The following is a 16,977-nucleotide window of genomic DNA, read 5'->3' as shown; positions in this document are numbered from 1 at the left end:
TTATTCTCCTCCTTTTTTCATCGGGATTTGAATGTTGTGCTTTTCAGCTGTTTTTTCAGCGATATCATAGCCTGCGTCTGCGTGACGGATGACGCCCATACCAGGGTCGGTGGTCAGGACACGTTCGAGGCGTTCTTGAGCGAGGTCCGTTCCGTCGGCTACAACGACCATACCAGCATGCAGGGAGTACCCCATTCCGACTCCGCCGCCGTGATGGAATGAAATCCATGAGCCGCCTGCCGCTGTGTTGATGAGTGCGTTCAGGATCGCCCAGTCGCCTACTGCGTCACTTCCGTCCTTCATGCTTTCCGTTTCGCGATTCGGTGATGCGACCGATCCACAGTCAAGGTGGTCACGTCCGATGACGATCGGAGCTTTCAGTTCGCCTTTACGTACGAGTTCATTAATGGCAAGACCCATCTTCACACGCTCACCGTAGCCCAGCCAGCAGATACGGGAAGGCAGCCCCTGGAACGATACCTGTTCCTGAGCCATGTCGATCCAGCGGTTGAGTGCTTCATTTTCAGGGAATAGCTCTTTGATCAAGCGGTCCGTTCTGTAGATGTCCTCAGGATCGCCTGAAAGCGCTGCCCATCTGAACGGCCCTTTTCCTTCGCAGAACAACGGGCGGATGTAAGCAGGGACGAATCCTGGGAAGTCAAATGCATTTTCGACGCCTTCGTCTTTTGCGACCTGACGGATGTTGTTGCCGTAATCGAATACGATCGAGCCGCGTTTTTGGAACTCGAGCATCGCTTCCACGTGTTTGGCCATGCTTTTCTGTGAAAGCTGAGTGTATTGAGTTGGGTTTTCTTTTCTGAGTGTTGCAGCCGCTTCTAATGTATAGCCCTCAGGGACATATCCGTTTAGCGGGTCATGAGCTGACGTCTGGTCGGTCACAATGTCGATCTTAACGCCTCTTTTCAAAAATTCATGATGAACTTCGGCTGCGTTTCCTAGTAACGCGATGGACAGAGCTTTCCCTTCGTCCCTTGCTTCATATGCCATAGCGATGGCTTCGTCGATGGAGTCCGTCTTGACGTCGCAGTATTTCGTGTCAAGGCGCTTCTGGATGCGCTCTTCATCGACGTCGACCGCGATGACGACCCCACCGTTCATCGTGACGGCGAGTGGCTGCGCGCCACCCATCCCGCCAAGGCCGGCTGTCATGGTGATCGTTCCTTTTAAGGAGTTGTTGAAGTGCTTCTTGGCTAATGCCGCAAACGTCTCGTATGTTCCTTGCAGGATCCCTTGTGTCCCGATGTAAATCCAGCTTCCCGCCGTCATTTGACCGTACATCATGAGGCCTTTTTGATCAAGCTCGTGGAAGTGCTCCCAGTTTGCCCATTTCGGCACGAGCACTGAGTTTGAAAGCAGGACCCTTGGAGCCGCTTTATGCGTTTTGAACACACCGACTGGCTTACCGGATTGGACAAGCATCGTTTCGTCATTTTCAAGGTTTCTGAGCGTGTTGACAATCGCATCGAACGACTCCCAGTTACGCGCCGCTTTCCCAATGCCGCCGTAGACGACGAGCTCTTCTGGGATCTCGGCTACTTCAGGATCAAGATTGTTGTACAGCATGCGGAGAACCGCTTCCTGCTCCCATCCCTTGCACTCGATTTCCGTCCCCTTTTTCACATTGACGATCCGTTTGTTTGCATTAACCATTTGTTGTTTCCTCCTTTGTTTTAGTGATGGATGTTAGTTGGAATTGTTTTAGCCAGCTTGCTGCTTTTTCAATATCTTTTGAAAAAATCCGGTCCTTCGTGATGGAAGGAACAATTTTTCTAGCTTCTTCATAAAATTTGCGGGTCGTGCTAGCGAGCAGGTCCGTGCCGCGGTGCTCGACTGCCTGCAGGTTGCAAATCAATTCGACGGCGAGGACCCTCCTTGTATTTTGTAAAATTTGATACGCATGTCTCGAGCCGATTGTACCCATACTCACGTGATCCTCTTGGTTCGCCGATGATGGAATGGAATCGACACTTGCCGGGTGAGCAAGCGTTTTGTTTTCCGAGACGAGTGATGCCGCGCAGTATTGCATGATCATCGCCCCTGATTGAAGACCCGGTTGCGGGCTCAGGAATGCTGGCAGATCGTTCAGCTGCGGATTGACGAGCCGCTCGATTCTGCGTTCCGAGATGTTGGCGAGTTCTGCTACGGCAATTTTCATGAAGTCCATTGCAAAGGCGATCGGCTGACCATGGAAGTTGCCTCCGGAAATGATCTTTTCCCCGTCTTCAAAAATCAGCGGGTTATCGGTCGCTGCGTTCATTTCAATTTCAAGCTTTTCTTTTACATAATCGAGTGCCTGCCAGGAAGCGCCGTGCACTTGCGGGATGCATCTCAAGGAGTAGGCATCCTGAACGCGGATGTCGCCCTGTTTGGTTGTAAGTTTACTGTCCCGTAAGTATTCTCGGATTCGTTTGGCCGTTGCAACTTGCTGAGGATAACCTCTTACTAAATGTATATCTTCGTCAAACGCATCCATGATTCCTTGCAGACCTTCCATTGTAAGACTAGCAATCATCTCGCTTTGGTATGCAAGCTCTTCCGCTTCAAGGTATCCGATGACGCCCATCGCCGTCATCGCCTGGGTGCCGTTGATGAGCGCCAGACCTTCCTTCGCCTGCAGCTGGACTGGGAAGATGTTTTCTTTTGAAAGGACCGGCAGGGTTTGGTGGATTTCTCCTTTGTAATGAACCTCTCCTTCACCCATGAGCGCCAGTGCCAGATGGGATAACGGTGCGAGGTCGCCGCTTGCCCCGAGCGATCCCTGCTGCGGAATCACCGGATGGATTTCTTTATTCAGGAACTCCACCAATCGTTCAACGATGACCGGCCTCACACCGGAGTAGCCTTTCAAGAGGGCATTGGCCCTTAGCAGTAACATCGCCCTCGACACCATTTCAGGGAACGGATCGCCGACACCGCACGCATGGGAGTGGATCAGATTGAGCTGAAGCTCCTCCACATCGTCCGAATCAATCAGCACATCGCTGAACTTCCCGAAGCCCGTCGTAATCCCATACACCACGCGCTTCTCCTTCACGATCCTCTCAACCGCTTCCCGGCTCTTCTTCACCCTCTCCATACTTTCAGGGGAAATCACAACCTCCTCCCCCTCATAAATGATCCTCCTCGCATCCTCCAAACGCAACGAACACCCTGTCAACACAACCATCTATATCACCTCTATCAATAAATTTTTGCTTTCCCACTTTAACGCACAGCGGGACGTACCTTTAGCTGGTTACCGCGTTCCCCTAGTGCGGGACGTACCTTCAAAACGTTTCAAACAGAAAAGGAGGCTCGACCCGAAGACAGAGTTCTGCCTCGGGTCGAGCCTCCTTTTGACTGGTTTCTATAGGCTCTTTCCTATTCAACTATTAAATATGATTGATGCCTAAACCGATTGTTTCATGTTCCAATCCTTTAATGGGCGCGCCAATCGTTCCATACAGTGCAACTGCTATCCATTCGCCTTCCTCTTCGTTTGCATAAGGCGTTCCCCTTACGATTGAGAAGCGAAGGCCGACCGTTCGGAGGACTTCCCCGATCTGGGTGTGTCCCCTGGTCACCCCGGTGAGGGCTTCCATGGTCGCGTGATACAGCGCATGCATTTCCCGATAAAGATCTTCTCGTACAAGATCGCTTCGTTTTGCTGCCGTTTCGATGGCAGCGACAATCTTCTGACTGTCCATGGAGCCGATTTTGCCTGTGCAATAGCTCCAGTTCAACTCATTAAAATGCCGATTCCACTCTTCCTCCTCACGATCAAGGAGCAGAAGGAGCATGGCATTCTTTCCAATTTTGGTAGCATCCATTTTATCCAAGTGGCACTTCCACCTTAACAAGAAAATTCTAAAAATACTAATAACTACTTATATTGTATGAGGTACCTTTCATCAGGTCAACGAAAAATGTCGTGATTTTAGAAACTTAGAGAGGTAGTTTGGTAGTGTGGTAAAGGGTTGGGAGGTGGTTGGTGGTAAGATTGAATCATTAAAAATAGACGTCCCTGACGTTCAGGTTCGCCTCGGTGGCAACGTATGATCAATCTTCTTGTTTCCTGCCTTTTCCTTTATATACATTTGGATTCTTCAAGAAGTATGTGATGCTCCCATCGTCACATTTATGACTAAGATAGGAGAGGATATCAAGTCTGTCTTCTTCTGATAAAGTATCTGTTCGGGGAAATCGGACTCGGACATTCAATTTTTCCTGGCCATCTTTATTTTCCAGTACAACCTTACAATCGAGAGGTTTCTTCTCCCGATCATCTACACGGACATACTTGAACGGAATGGTGTGCCTCGCATCGATCGGTACGGCAAACAAAGCGCTGAATCCGACCGTCTCCAGGATTTTATCCGAATAGAGGATCCCTTCTAGGGCATGTGAAAAGCCCGGCGGCCTGCTGACTACCACCAATCGGTTATAATACTGCTGCCCTTGAAATAAGACGAGGTGTTTCTTTGTGATCGTTTCAATTTTTTTGGACACGTGGAAATCTTCGAATATGAGAATGAATTCTTTATCCATTACTTCCTCCTTCTGAGCTCAATTTTAGATGATTAGCACCTAGGAGTAATTTCCTATTTATTACAATTCGACAGTAAATTCCGTTTTCCTGTATAAAATATAATCTTTTTACAAATTCTTTAAAATTTTTCAGATAGGGATTTTTTAAGGAGGATCATCTCTTCTTTACGATCCAGATACTCTTTATATAGGGTAAGATCTTGATTTGGAAAATAGGAAAGAGTCCGTTCTTTATCGATGAGTGGATTGTCAATCCCTTCAAGATAAAAAGGGTAACTGCTCCATAGGTAAGACGCTGAGGAAATCGTAAGCCCGGCTTCGGTCGGATTGAGGTGGATGTATTTGCTGAGGCCGATAAAATAAGAAGTTGTATCAACATAGGTGGCTCCGAATCTGCCATGAAATAAATGGCCGACACAATCATGGTGGTTATTAAAATAAATGGCGTAACGGGTATGCTGTGTGTGAAGGATCTTATTGAGCGGGACTACATCACTTTCGAGAAGCAAGTGAAGATGGTTAGGAATGAGGCAGTATGCGTGGAGTTTAAAAGGATATTTCTCTTTCGTGTCGAGGAGATAGGATAAATATTTACGCTTATCATCGTCTTCAAGGAAAATATTTTGTTTTCTGTTGCCGCGGCAATAAACATGATACGTGCCCGGCTTCCATTCTCGTGCCTTTCTTGGCATTGAATCACACTTCTTTTAAATTAACTTATTTTACCCCAACTCTTTCGACACTGATCACCAAAATTCCTGCCTAATCCCAAAATCAAGGTACGTCCCTCACCGCTTTAACGTAATGAAGGACGCTCCTTCTTATTTTTGCTTCTTCTTTCCGGTGTAGACGATTCGGCCGTTTTCCTTGATGAAGCAGGTTAGTTTGCTGCCGATGCTAAGTGGCTTTAGAGAATGCTCTGGATCCTGATGGTATAGACTTCTTTCCCTGTCCCTAGTGTTTAGGAAAAGGTGTATCCGTTTTTTTCCGTAATCTCCTGCCCGGAAACGACTCGTTCCATTTTTGGATATCTTGATGCTTGTTTTAGTCGAATCAAATTCGTTATCGCTCCAATTCTGCTCCGTTTCATTTGCTGCTGTTTTTCCTTTACCGTGTTTGTCATTATTGCAACCGATCTCCCTCATTCTTTTCTCCACCCCTCTGGTTTCTATAACAACAAATGATAATTTTTTACTTTTATTATACACAAACTAGAAAATAATGGAAATTTATTTTAGTGGTGTCGACATTTCGAAATCTCACTTACCTTTTCAAATCGTGGAATAATCCGTTATCCCCATTCAAAAGGATTATCTTGATGAAAAAAGGGATAGTCGGTGAAGCGTATGGAAATCGAATTGCACGAAGAATTACAACGTTATCGCAAGGAAGTACTCGAATTAAGTCAGGGGGAAGCTGCTGAAAGATTGAACATCGGATCGAGCAGCCTGTCCAACTATGAACGTGGCATCCGGGAAATTCCTTCAAAGATGCTCCCGAAATTCAAGGAAGTGTACAAAATCCCCACAAAGGAAATGAACCGCATCCTATATGGAGAGAACACGGATGAATACAACTCGGACCCAATGGTACTCCGCGAGTCTTTTGAAAATGAAGAGACTGCTGCCATTATCCAGATGCTGGACGAACACCCGAAATTGAAAAGGGTTCTCGCTTCCCTCACATATCAGACGGATAAGCGAAAAGAAAAGTTTTCTAATCAAGTAAGCCAACTGTACAACTTTATACGTGAATGGTAATGGGAGAGGGACGTACCTTTAGCGTGCTAAAGGTACGTCCCTCATTGCTTTAACGTAAAAAAGCACTCTGGATTCGGGTTGGAATCAGAGTGCTTTTTCGCTTTGAAATGTATATTCGGTTTGTAGTTCTTGTTTAAGCCAATTTAACATTTTATTCGCATCCATATTCCCCTGCTGGCCTTTGTCGAATGCTTTTTGCATGACGGAGAGGAGATGCTGTTCCTTGCTGACTTTTTTGTTCAAAAAGACAACCTCCTACAAATTCTGACTGTTTCTATTACTTTAATACACCGTTTGTCAAAAGTTCAAACATTAATTAATTGATATGTTACCAGATTTATACAAGCATTTAAATATATTTTGTGAAAACTTAGTGACTTTTTTACTATATCTACTTAATGTTTTTCACCGATATAAATCGGGTAAAGTGTTACACTTTATCTGAAGGTTTTGAAACAAAGGCAAAATCATCGAAAGGTGATGACGCAAAGCTATAGGGGCTATCCGATGCCAGCCAGCTACCATAACCAGGGAGGGATTAATTTGTCGTTTTTAACCCCGGAAGAAATCATGATCAAGAAGAAAAACAAAAGAATTTTAATGTACATTGGAATTTTTACTGGAGTTGCAATAGTAGTGGGAGGAACTACAGTTCTCGCCTACGGGTTATAAAAAGTGTGATAAAAAGGCGTCTTTTGACGCTTTTTTTTATTGGATTTTTCTATTATTCTACAATATATGGAAAGTTTCTCTTTTTTTCGATAGAATATTAGTTGAGCCTATACGACCTTGGAGGAAACCGCTATGTTGAGAGAAATCAAAATGTTCAAAGGACTTAAAGATCCTTCATTCTTTTTCTACAACCTATCCACCACTGAAAACTTAAAAGGGTACGCTAAAAACCTACTTTACCTTATTCTGTTATCCGCCCTCGTGTTTGGGTTGATTTCCTCTTTTGGACTAGGAATGGATTCTCTTTCCAAAGAGTTGAATACCCTCTCCCCCGCCTCATTTGAATTAGAAAAGTTCTTGTTTTTCATGGGTAGAGTCCTCACCGGCATCTTCTATTCCATCATGACCCTATTCATCCCGAGCGTCATTTTTTGGACGATTTCTGAACAAGGAGAATACCGTAAGCTCGTCATCGTCCAAGGGTTAGTTCTCCTGATACTTCTCCTTGAAAAACTGACCTACATCCCACTATCCCTATTCCTTTCACTGGATTGGTTCTCATCCCCGCTTTCACTCGGGGTCATCGCCCAGTACCTAACGATGAATGAGTGGGTCATGTATTTCTTAGGCAGCTTCTCGTTATTTAAAATCTGGATTTTCTACATTCAATATAAAGGGTTGAAACGACTCACCGAACAGAAGAATTGGCTGATTTGGACCGTCATCCTTCTGACCAACCTCTTTTTCTGGGCAATCACGGCATTTTTAGCCTACATCGATTTTTCAACATTACTTTAATGTCTAAAGGCTGGGATCATAATGAATAGAAAAAAACACCTATATACTGGTCTTGCTTTATCTCTCTTGTTCGTTGGAACGAATGGCTACCTCATTGAGAAGGCCGAGAGCAAAGTCGACCGTGAAGTCCGCATAGAAGAATGGGAATCACTAGGGAAAGATGAATTGCAGAAAGAACTCCCTAAATCGGGGGTCGTCACATCAGCCGAGGAAACCTACTTATACTTCAATGACGAATTCGGCTCTTTCAAGAAATTCCTTGTCAAAGAAGGCGACGAAGTGAAGGCGGGGACACCGCTATATGAATATGAAGTCACCGATTACACTGGACAGCAGGATGTCCTCGAGTCAGAGGTCGACCAGCTTGAAGATGAAATCGACAGTATCGAGGATAATATCTCAGATTTGGAACGTATGGAGCGTTCCCTGCCATCTACTTCCTCAAATGAAGAAGAAATCCCGCTTGAAGCGAGTGCCCTTGAAACAGAATATGATATCAAAAGGGAGATTGCTTCAAGGGAATTGGAAAAGGACCGCCTAAATAATCAAATCGATAGTCTGGAGCGTCAAATTTCCGACTTGAAATCCTACGAAACGACGCTGACCGTTGAAAGCGGCGGTGAAGGGATCGTCAAGGAGCTATCTCATTCCGTCCAGAATCCGTTAATCACGATTGCTTCAAAGTCAACGGTCGTGACGACTGACCTGACGGAAAAAGAGATCATGGACGTTGAGGAAAACATGGATGCCAAGGTGCAGTCAGAGCTTGAAAAGAAAACGCTGAAAGGGTTGGTTTCACAAGTATCTTCCCTACCGAAACGCGATCCGCACCTTGATACCGACAGCATGTACCCAATCAGCATCACGCTTCAGGATGAGGACAATAAGCTCCTATCAGGACACCATGTACTGGTATCGGTCATCACGGATGAAGTAAAGAACGCGTTGGTCGTTCCAATGACTGCAGTTGAATATTCCAGTGCCAAGAAATACATCTGGGTGTTGACGGATCAAGGTACCGTGAAGAAGAAAGCCGTGAAAACCGGCCTTCAAGTGGACGGCAAGGTACAGATCAAATCCGGTGTGAAAGCTGGCGAGTATTATATCATCGATCCAGAAGATGTCCCGGCACTTCAAAACGGCGCTTCGTTCATCACTGCGATGGATTGGGATCGGATCAAGCTGAGAGACTTGAAGAAGCTGGACAGGGAGACTGTCATCGAGAATCTTTTATTAGGGATTCTGGAGAGAAAATAAATCGATTTTGGGATCCGCTCTGAGGTGAGAGCGGGTCTTTTTTTATACATAGTCTCTTGGGGAGTGTTGATACTAACGGTATCATAACTTCAATAGGAGGAGATTAGTCTGAAACTCTTCAAAAGCGTCTTCATTGCCATCATGTTAATTTCATTGGTTGCCTTCTCCCTGCCAGGCTCATGCGGTTTCGCCGCGACTATTGCGAAGAAAAACGTCATCTTCATGATCATGGACGGAACGAATTCTGATATCATCACCCTGTCCCGCTGGTATAAAGGCTCAGGGCTCAACCTGGACAAGATCCTTGTCGGAGGTGTCCGTACTTATTCCAGTGAATCCGCCATCACCGACTCCGCAGCAGCTGGAACCGCCATGGCGACCGGTGGGAAAACGCGCGCTGACTATATTGGCATGAACGCGGATGGAAAACCGGTCCTGACCGTGCTCGAGGCTGCCAGACTGTCCGGATATGCAACCGGCATCGTCTCAACCTCCCCCGTCCAACACGCCACGCCTGCCGCTTTCACCTCCCACACCCTTAACCGCGATGAATTCGGCGACATCGGCGAACAGCAGGTCTACCAGGAACTCGATGTCGTCCTCGGCGGCGGCGCAGCCTGGTTAAAGCCTCAATCGAATAAATCCGCCAAAAACGACGACGGCATGCTCAAAACCAGCCAAACCTCCCGCCAAGATGGCGAAAACCTCCTCGCCTATTTGAAATCCTCTCCCCTTTACCACTTCACCGCATCGAGGGACGTACCTTCTAATCTTGATGCTCCTAAGAAGGTGTGGGGTGCGTTTGCGGAAGAGGACCTGGCTTATGATTTCGACCGTAAAGGATTAAAGCTGGATGAGCCAACGCTTTCCGAGATGACATCGGCGGCCATCGAGCATTTATCAAAGAAAGATAAGGGATTCTTTCTCATGGTCGAAGGCAGCAAGGTCGATTGGGCAGCTCATAAGAATGACCCAGTCGGAATGATTAGCGAGGTTCTCAGCTTTGACCGAGCTGTAGGTGAGGCGCTTGAGTTCGCTGTACGAGACGGGAATACAATGGTCGTGGCCGTCACTGATCACGGGAACAGCGGGCTGACTCTCGGTAATCACGATACGGATAAAACATACAAGGGCCTGCCGAGTGCTCAGTTTATCGATCCATTGAAAAAAGCGAATATGACGGTTAAAGGAGCCACTTCCCGGTTGAAGGATGATCGGTCTAATTTGAAAGCTGTTTTGAAATCTTATGGATTAACGAGACTCAGCAAAAAAGAATACTGCAAGATGAACGAGGCAAAGAACGTTGAGGACTTAGAGGATGAGATGGTCAGATCCATGGCAAAACGGGCGAATCTTGGTTTCACGACCCATGGTCATACGGGAGAGGATGTATTTTTATATGCGTATGGACCCGGTAAACCTTCAGGGTTGGTTGAGAATATTGACCTGCCTCATGTAATGGCTCGGTATCTTGGGTTTTCATTGAAATCAACGGCGTTTTCTGCGTGGTATGTGGACGGAATGGAACTTTTTGAGGATGCGGGTTATGAAGTGCGGATTGATAAGCGTGATCCCACTAATCCTGAATTGGTTGTGGTGCGTGGGGATGAGGAGCTTCGGTTTCCGGAGAATAAGAACTTTTATAGGAGGAATGGGGAGGTTGTTAGGTTGAAGAGTGTGAATGTTTTTGATGGGAAGAGGTTTTTTGTGCATTGGGGAGGGGATTGAGTGAATGGCGTTGCTGGATTCTTGAGTAGGGTGCCAGGCTCAAATGGGGTGTTTTGAGCCTGGCTCAGATCGACTATTTTGAGCCAGGCTCAATCTAGTGATTTTGTTCTTGGATCTAGGTGCACGCCCCGCCATTTGTACCTGGTACACCCCACCACCATTCGACATTTCCCGAGAAATATCCCCTCCCTTTTCCCCAACCTCCGCAGTTTTCCCACTTTCATTCCATTCCCTACCCTTTTTGCGTTATAATAAAAGAATGCGATTTTATAGATGGGAGAGATTGATGGATGGCGATTCGGATTGAAGAGTTGAAGGATAAATTGATTCCGATGAGTCGGTCGATACAGGGTGAGTTGAATCCGGGGACCGACGATGGACGAAATATTGTCTCAAAAGGGCTTCTTTTGTTTCGCCAGAACCTGGTTTCGAACGTGAAGGTGCGGGATGATGAAGCGAGTGCCGATGTTCAGGATGTGACTCCTGTATCGGTGCGGCTCGACTTGCAGTTCCCCCTTCTGAGCAAATGCTCCTGTCCCCATTCCGGCTGGTGCAAGCATCAGATGGCCACTTTTTTCATGATCTACAACAAGGTGGCGCGGGTGAGCGAATGGATTCAGGACTGGCGCAGCCAGGAATCATCCGCTCAGGTTGCGGACGATACATCCTCCCTGGACGATTTATTGAAGAAACACAGCAATACCGGGGGACTCCGGAAAGCAAGTGAACTCTTGGAGGAACGCATATCGCGTGGCGATACACCCCAGGAGTGGTGGCAGTTTTTTGAGAACCTTTTACAAAAGGAAGACCTTCAGCTCCTTGAGAGACAGCCTTATTTGATGGATGTGATCATCCAAAACATTTATAAGCGTTTCAAGAAGGAAGAGCCTTTCGAACGCGAATGGAAGCCTCTATATCAGCTGTTCGCCACCTACTTCCTGACGGTGGAAGTGGATTCCTTTTTGCAAAAGAGGGAGATCGAGCTGAATCGCGAGCAGTATGCTCTGTTCGATTACCTGCTTGATCAGATGGAAGATGCGGTGGAGAAGCTGTCGGTTCATGCGATGCCGTTCAGTTTCGACCCGTTCATTTCCTTTTTAAAAGAAAAGTCGACCGAGATGAGCACGGATCAGAGTCATAGTACGATGATCAAAGCCGAGGTGTATCGCTTCCTCTGGTATTACCTGTTCAAGCAAAAGGCATGGCGCCGTGCGGAAGTTGAAAGATTGGAAGCTCACAACACAGACGATGATGCCTTTGTTCATATCGCCCTCCTTCATCAGTATCTGTTACTTGACGATTTGGAGAAGGCTGAGGAGATGGTGGAGCGAATCGGGACGGAGCTGGTGGTTTATTCAGAATTCTGGTTGGTGAAGTTTGTACTTTCGAAGCGATATGAAGCACTGCTTCTATTATTGAAGGCGATATTAAAAAGGCTTCCCTCCTATATCGGTGAACGTGACCATTACGAAGCGTCAAGCTTTGTGCGTTGGTTTGTCCGGAAGCTGCCTTCTGAGTGGCTGATGGAAAGGGATCCCGCTTTCCTACGGGAGCTACTGCTTTCGATGCTGCCGTTCAGCTATTACAGCTACACGGATTTCCTGCTCAACACGAAAGCCTACCGGGAATGGGTCGAGCTTCAGAAATATATGGGCTATAGCATCCCTGAAATGGAGAACCTCGGACTTCAACAGGTGTATAAAGAGTCACCGGAGCTTGCGCTGCCGCTCTATTATCATGGCGTGATTGATGCGATTGAACAGAAGAACCGTGACAGCTACAGGCAGGCCGTCAAGTACATGAAGAAGATCCGGACGATCTACAAAAAATTGAAGCAGACCGATAAATGGGATTCCTATCTCGATTATATCCTTGAGAAATACAAGCGTCTTCGGGCGTTCCGAGAAGAATGCAGAAAGGGTAAGTTGACTGATGCTTAAATTGTCTTCCGTGAAAATCAATGTTGACGCAACTAAATATAGCGATCGATTTTTCCTGACTGCTGAAAACGGGGATGGAGACCTTCTCAGGCCTTCAGAATGGAAGGGTCAGCTGTTCCTTTGGCATGAGGATACGCATTACGGGATGCTCCTGAACGATACCGTCGTGGATGATGGGATCGTTGTATCACGATGGCAGCTACTCACCCTTCTCGCTCAGGAGCATTTCAGTGCGATGGTCGATTGGGACTGGAACGAGACCGGCCAGGCATGCAATGCCATCGCTCCGGTCATCTACGAAGCGATCGAGGACGGACGCTGGCTCCCCCGCTTCGATGAATGGCAGGAAAAAGGGCTACAGTTCCATATCCCTGATGAAGTATGGGAAAACTTCACCGATGATTTCTGGGAGCAGGACCTCCTTGAAGGTACGTCCCTCGCTACGTTAACGCGGCAGTGGTTTGAAGGATCGTTGAATGAGGCGATGGCTGCAGGCCGATCTCAAGCCATGAAGCGAATCCAGAAGCTGAAGGAGAGTACGCTGACGTCGGAGGAGCTTCAGGCTTATTTCGATGAGGAACGCTGGAGTGAATGGATCCGTGGTGATGAGGATGGAGAGCTTCCGTTTACGATCGGGCTCCGCATTTCTGAGCCACTCGATGAGGATGAAACGTGGCAGCTCGAGACGATTTTGCGTGACCGTAAGAAGGAGAAGCGCGTGATATCGCTTGCCGAGGATACGGTCCCTACCCCTTGGAAACGATATTTGCCGAAGGTACGTGAAGAGCAGGAACGCTGGTTGAAGATGATGCCGATGCTGAAGGAACAAGACGGTTCGTTGACCGATTCCCTCAGTGAACATGATGCGTGGGATTTCCTTTCTGTTCTGAGTGAGAAGCTTATCGATCTTGATATCGACATCCTCCTCCCTTCCTGGTGGGAAGCGATGAAGGATGCACAGGTGCTCGTGAAGGCAAAATTGAAGAACACCGATACGAGTTACCGCCCTTCATTCGTCGGGCTGAACGCGATGCTCGACTTCGATTGGCGACTGTCGATGAATGGGGTCAATTTATCCGAAGAAGATTTTAATAAGCTCGTAGATGACCAGAGGCGGCTCGTAAAAATCAGAGGTCAGTGGATGAAGCTCGATCCTGCGATGATCCGACGCATCCAGCAGATGATGACGAAAGCGAAGCAGGAAGGGATTTCGATTCAGGATATGCTCGAACAGGAGCTGGTCCCTCGTGATGATGACGAAGGGGACATGGAGCCTGATGACGAATATGATCCTTATCAATACGCCCGTATCCAGCTGGAGCTTAACCGCTCGCTGAAAAAGCTGGTCAGCCAGCTGACAAATGTTTCGTCGATTCCTTTAGTGGAAACACCGGAAGCATTTCACGGCGAGCTTCGCCCTTATCAGCAGCTCGGTATGAGTTGGATGCTGTTTTTACGGAGATTCGGATTTGGGGCGTGCCTGGCAGATGATATGGGGCTTGGTAAAACGGTGCAGCTCATCACCTACCTGCTTCATGTGAAAGATGATGAAAAGCCTGATACACCGGCTCTCATCGTTGCACCAACCTCCGTTCTTGGAAACTGGCAGCGCGAGATCGAAAAGTTCGCACCTGATTTGAACGTTCATCTTCATTACGGGTCATCCCGTGCAAAGGAAGAGAAGTTCACCGAGAAGATTTCCGGCATGGATATCGTGCTCACCTCCTATGGCTTGTCCCACATCGATTTTGACGAATTATCGCAGGTCGAATGGAGCTCGATTTCACTCGATGAAGCCCAGAACATCAAGAATGCAAATACGAAGCAATCGCGTGCGATCCGCAAGCTGAACGGAAAGCATCATATCGCACTGACCGGTACACCGATGGAAAACCGCCTGTCAGAATTATGGTCGATCTTTGATTTCTTGAACCATGGCTATCTCGGTGGCTTCACCCAGTACCAGAAGAACTATATCGCCCCAATCGAGAAGGACGAATCCCAGGATAAGGTTCGCGAGCTTCAGGCTAAAATCAAGCCGTTCCTCCTTCGCCGTACGAAGAAGGATCCTGAAGTCGAGCTCAACCTTCCTGAGAAAATTGAGCAGAAAGAGTACTGCAGCCTAACAGCTGAGCAGGCGGCACTGTATGAACAGCTTGTACAGGAAACGCTGACGAAGGTGGAAACACTGAGCGGATTCGAACGAAAAGGCTTGATCTTACAGATGCTGAACCAGTTGAAACAGCTTTGTAACCACCCTGCCCTTTACCTGAAAGAACCGAATCCAAGGTCGATCCTGACCCGTTCGGAAAAAATGCAGAAGCTGAAGGATATTGTGGAGGCAGCCCTCGAGTCTGGTGAGGCTGTGTTAATCTTCACGCAATATATCTCAATGGGTGAAATGATCCAGGAAGTCATGAAAAAGGAATTCGCCATCGACGCTCCGTTCCTGAACGGAAGCATGGCAAAAGGAAAACGAGATGAACTCGTCGAACGGTTCCAGAACGGCGACTTCCCCGTCTTCCTTCTTTCCCTGAAGGCCGGCGGAACAGGCTTGAATCTAACAGCCGCAAACCACGTCGTCCACTATGACCGCTGGTGGAATCCGGCCGTCGAGAACCAGGCAACGGACCGTGCTTACCGGATCGGACAGAAACGGTTTGTCCATGTTCATAAGATGGTGTCATCCGGGACGCTTGAAGAGAAGATCGATGCGATGCTTGAGAAGAAGCAGGCATTAAATGATGAGATCATCAGGAGCGATCAGTGGGTCACCGAGCTATCCGATCAGGATTTGCAGTCGTTGTTGGTGTTGGATTAGTTAGTTGAGTAAAGCCCCTTTCCGGTTGGAGAGGGGCTTTTTTTGTTGATCTATTCTGAGGGGGAACTTGACCGAACTCAGAGTATAAATCTTGAAATGGGAGTTATAGAAAGAAAATTGTAGTTATAAACCGGTTTCCAGCTGTTGATTGGAGTGGAAGACGAAGACTCTTGCGGGAGAAGTAGCTTAGGTGAGATCCCGCAGGAGCGAAGCGACGAGGAGACTCACCACCGCCCGCGGAAAGCTAAGTCTTCCACGGAAATCAACAGCGGTGTTAAACAGGGCATTTAAATTAAATTTGATCACTGATCCCCAAACCCGACAATTCAAGCCCTCACAACAGCCTAACAAATTCTCTCAAACACAAAAAAACAGCCGATCTCAAAAGAAACCGGCCCTAACATGAAGACATATTGGGGAACTACATTTACTACACTACTTATTCACGCAATTCTATATCTAACGAGGGCTGTTAGAGGAATGACGCGGTGAAAACAATTCGATTGGAATTTGAGACAACGTACTTATAGGTTGGATGAAAACATGTTCGTGGAGATGGTTCTAGGATGGAGTTAAACGTGTGGAAATCTAGGATGGAGATTACTACGAAGTGTTACTACGACGTCGTTTGCAGCGGTGCCTTGGGATATTCGTATCCTTGTTCAAGCGCCGTCACCCGCTGCGAGAGGTAGAATAGCTCAACATTGGTTCGTGCCACTTTCTTGATCAGTTCCTCGTTCAACTTTTCAAGCCGGTCGATTCGCTGTTCGAGCGATTGCAGGGTCGCCATATGGTCCCCTCCCTTCTCATTTTTGCTTTGCTCAATTAAAATGGTAGCTCGACCGTTTCTTTCGGGGCCTGCCCGCTATCAGTCTGCGTTGGCTTCGGATCAAGGAACCGGATCGATTCAGCAACCACTTCGGTGACATAGACTCGCTTCCCCTGATCATTTTCATAATTCCTTGTTTGGATCCTGCCGGTGATACCGACGACCGATCCCTTACGGCAATACTTTTCCATGTTTTCCGCCGCTTTATTCCATAATTTGCACAACACGAAATCGGCTTCCACCTGGCCCTGCTGATTCTTAAAATGACGATTGACGGCAACGGTCACACTCATGACCGTCCTGCCTTCCATCGTTCTCCTTGCTCCCGGATCTTTTGTCAGCCTGCCTACGAGGGTCACTTGATTTATCAACTATCAAAAACACTCCTTTCTCCCTGGAATGTTTTCATCTTACAATCTCTTTTCTACTCTTGTAAAACAGTGAATTTCCATAATTCACGTGCAAAACACGTGCAAATTCAGCAAATTACCTTAGGGGAATTTCCAATATTCTGCGGTTTAACAGTACGGAATATCGGAAATTCACCTTTTTTAACACAATTTGATGTTATGAGTTCTATTCCCTCTATGATATAATTTTTTTAACAAAAACCTTTTTATGGGA

16 protein-coding genes and 1 riboswitch are annotated in these 16,977 nt (G+C 47.1%); of the genes, 7 read left to right on the top strand and 9 right to left on the bottom strand.

The window, feature by feature from the left end:
* From hutU to LCM10_RS09150, 6 genes are all read right to left on the bottom strand, one after another.
* The gene (gene hutU / locus LCM10_RS09175; RefSeq protein WP_224875933.1) at positions 1-1,671 is read right to left on the bottom strand and encodes a urocanate hydratase; all 1,671 of its coding nucleotides are present in this window, start codon (positions 1,669-1,671) and stop codon (positions 1-3) included.
* Positions 1,664-3,187: a histidine ammonia-lyase gene (gene hutH / locus LCM10_RS09170; protein ID WP_224875932.1), complete on the bottom strand. Its 1,524-nt coding sequence runs from the start codon at positions 3,185-3,187 to the stop codon at positions 1,664-1,666. Before hutH ends, hutU begins: the two co-directional genes overlap by 8 nt.
* A gap of 205 nt (positions 3,188-3,392) precedes the next feature.
* The gene (gene hutP, locus LCM10_RS09165; RefSeq protein ID WP_318247484.1) at positions 3,393-3,839 is read right to left on the bottom strand and encodes a hut operon transcriptional regulator HutP; all 447 of its coding nucleotides are present in this window, start codon (positions 3,837-3,839) and stop codon (positions 3,393-3,395) included.
* A gap of 220 nt (positions 3,840-4,059) precedes the next feature.
* The gene (locus LCM10_RS09160; RefSeq protein WP_224875931.1) at positions 4,060-4,548 is read right to left on the bottom strand and encodes a hypothetical protein; all 489 of its coding nucleotides are present in this window, start codon (positions 4,546-4,548) and stop codon (positions 4,060-4,062) included.
* A gap of 119 nt (positions 4,549-4,667) precedes the next feature.
* Entirely contained in the window at positions 4,668-5,240 is a 573-nt protein-coding gene (locus tag LCM10_RS09155; RefSeq protein WP_224875930.1) for a transposase, read from the bottom strand.
* Between the two features lie 129 nt (positions 5,241-5,369).
* Positions 5,370-5,693, bottom strand: coding sequence for a hypothetical protein (locus LCM10_RS09150; protein ID WP_224875929.1), 324 nt, complete (start codon positions 5,691-5,693; stop codon positions 5,370-5,372).
* 201 nt (positions 5,694-5,894) lie between these two features.
* On the opposite strand from LCM10_RS09150, the gene LCM10_RS09145 reads away from it, so the two are divergent.
* On the top strand, positions 5,895-6,308 hold the full coding sequence (locus LCM10_RS09145) for a helix-turn-helix domain-containing protein (protein ID WP_224876390.1): 414 nt from the start codon (positions 5,895-5,897) through the stop codon (positions 6,306-6,308).
* 84 nt (positions 6,309-6,392) lie between these two features.
* Here the strand turns inward: LCM10_RS09145 and LCM10_RS09140 are convergent, their stop codons facing one another.
* On the bottom strand, positions 6,393-6,551 hold the full coding sequence (locus tag LCM10_RS09140) for a hypothetical protein (RefSeq protein ID WP_224875928.1): 159 nt from the start codon (positions 6,549-6,551) through the stop codon (positions 6,393-6,395).
* Positions 6,552-6,758: 207 nt separating this feature from the next.
* A riboswitch (cyclic di-GMP riboswitch) is annotated at positions 6,759-6,834 on the top strand.
* Here LCM10_RS09140 and LCM10_RS09135 point away from each other — a divergent pair.
* The 6 genes from LCM10_RS09135 (at position 6,816) to LCM10_RS09110 (ending at position 15,524) form a co-directional block, all read left to right on the top strand.
* Positions 6,816-6,980: a hypothetical protein gene (locus tag LCM10_RS09135; RefSeq protein ID WP_224875927.1), complete on the top strand. Its 165-nt coding sequence runs from the start codon at positions 6,816-6,818 to the stop codon at positions 6,978-6,980. (Overlaps the previous riboswitch by 19 nt.)
* Positions 6,981-7,112: 132 nt before the next feature.
* Positions 7,113-7,778 carry a hypothetical protein gene (locus tag LCM10_RS09130; protein ID WP_224875926.1) on the top strand — a complete coding sequence of 222 codons (666 nt, stop codon included), beginning with the start codon at positions 7,113-7,115 and terminating at the stop codon, positions 7,776-7,778.
* A gap of 21 nt (positions 7,779-7,799) precedes the next feature.
* The gene (locus LCM10_RS09125; protein ID WP_224875925.1) at positions 7,800-9,035 is read left to right on the top strand and encodes an efflux RND transporter periplasmic adaptor subunit; all 1,236 of its coding nucleotides are present in this window, start codon (positions 7,800-7,802) and stop codon (positions 9,033-9,035) included.
* 141 nt (positions 9,036-9,176) lie between these two features.
* Positions 9,177-10,763: an alkaline phosphatase gene (locus LCM10_RS09120; protein ID WP_224875924.1), complete on the top strand. Its 1,587-nt coding sequence runs from the start codon at positions 9,177-9,179 to the stop codon at positions 10,761-10,763.
* Between the two features lie 290 nt (positions 10,764-11,053).
* Positions 11,054-12,703: an SWIM zinc finger family protein gene (locus tag LCM10_RS09115; protein WP_224875923.1), complete on the top strand. Its 1,650-nt coding sequence runs from the start codon at positions 11,054-11,056 to the stop codon at positions 12,701-12,703.
* Complete coding sequence (locus tag LCM10_RS09110) at positions 12,696-15,524, top strand: DEAD/DEAH box helicase (RefSeq protein ID WP_224875922.1); 2,829 nt, start codon at positions 12,696-12,698, stop codon at positions 15,522-15,524. Before LCM10_RS09115 ends, LCM10_RS09110 begins: the two co-directional genes overlap by 8 nt.
* A gap of 616 nt (positions 15,525-16,140) precedes the next feature.
* Here the strand turns inward: LCM10_RS09110 and LCM10_RS09105 are convergent.
* Entirely contained in the window at positions 16,141-16,314 is a 174-nt protein-coding gene (locus tag LCM10_RS09105) for a hypothetical protein (protein WP_224875921.1), read from the bottom strand.
* Between the two features lie 35 nt (positions 16,315-16,349).
* Positions 16,350-16,724 carry a single-stranded DNA-binding protein gene (gene ssb / locus LCM10_RS09100; protein WP_224875920.1) on the bottom strand — a complete coding sequence of 125 codons (375 nt, stop codon included), beginning with the start codon at positions 16,722-16,724 and terminating at the stop codon, positions 16,350-16,352.
* Between the last annotated feature and the right edge of the window lie 253 nt (positions 16,725-16,977).

It is taken from the genome of Rossellomorea aquimaris, assembly GCF_020171925.1.
GTDB classification, from domain to species: domain Bacteria; phylum Bacillota; class Bacilli; order Bacillales; family Bacillaceae_B; genus Rossellomorea; species Rossellomorea aquimaris_F.
The sequence above is the reverse complement of the archived record's forward strand: the minus strand, read 5'-3'. Positions and strand labels throughout refer to the sequence as shown.

Coding starts and splice junctions, on each gene's coding strand:
- hutU (WP_224875933.1), bottom strand. CDS start 1,671: ATGGTTAATGCAAACAAACGGATCGTCAATGTGAAAAAGGGGACGGAA.
- LCM10_RS09130 (WP_224875926.1), top strand. CDS start 7,113: ATGTTGAGAGAAATCAAAATGTTCAAAGGACTTAAAGATCCTTCATTC.
- LCM10_RS09115 (WP_224875923.1), top strand. CDS start 11,054: ATGGCGATTCGGATTGAAGAGTTGAAGGATAAATTGATTCCGATGAGT.
- LCM10_RS09150 (WP_224875929.1), bottom strand. CDS start 5,693: ATGAGGGAGATCGGTTGCAATAATGACAAACACGGTAAAGGAAAAACA.
- LCM10_RS09145 (WP_224876390.1), top strand. CDS start 5,895: ATGGAAATCGAATTGCACGAAGAATTACAACGTTATCGCAAGGAAGTA.
- hutH (WP_224875932.1), bottom strand. CDS start 3,187: ATGGTTGTGTTGACAGGGTGTTCGTTGCGTTTGGAGGATGCGAGGAGG.
- LCM10_RS09105 (WP_224875921.1), bottom strand. CDS start 16,314: ATGGCGACCCTGCAATCGCTCGAACAGCGAATCGACCGGCTTGAAAAG.
- LCM10_RS09120 (WP_224875924.1), top strand. CDS start 9,177: ATGTTAATTTCATTGGTTGCCTTCTCCCTGCCAGGCTCATGCGGTTTC.
- LCM10_RS09160 (WP_224875931.1), bottom strand. CDS start 4,548: ATGGATAAAGAATTCATTCTCATATTCGAAGATTTCCACGTGTCCAAA.
- LCM10_RS09110 (WP_224875922.1), top strand. CDS start 12,696: ATGCTTAAATTGTCTTCCGTGAAAATCAATGTTGACGCAACTAAATAT.
- LCM10_RS09135 (WP_224875927.1), top strand. CDS start 6,816: ATGCCAGCCAGCTACCATAACCAGGGAGGGATTAATTTGTCGTTTTTA.
- LCM10_RS09125 (WP_224875925.1), top strand. CDS start 7,800: ATGAATAGAAAAAAACACCTATATACTGGTCTTGCTTTATCTCTCTTG.
- LCM10_RS09155 (WP_224875930.1), bottom strand. CDS start 5,240: ATGCCAAGAAAGGCACGAGAATGGAAGCCGGGCACGTATCATGTTTAT.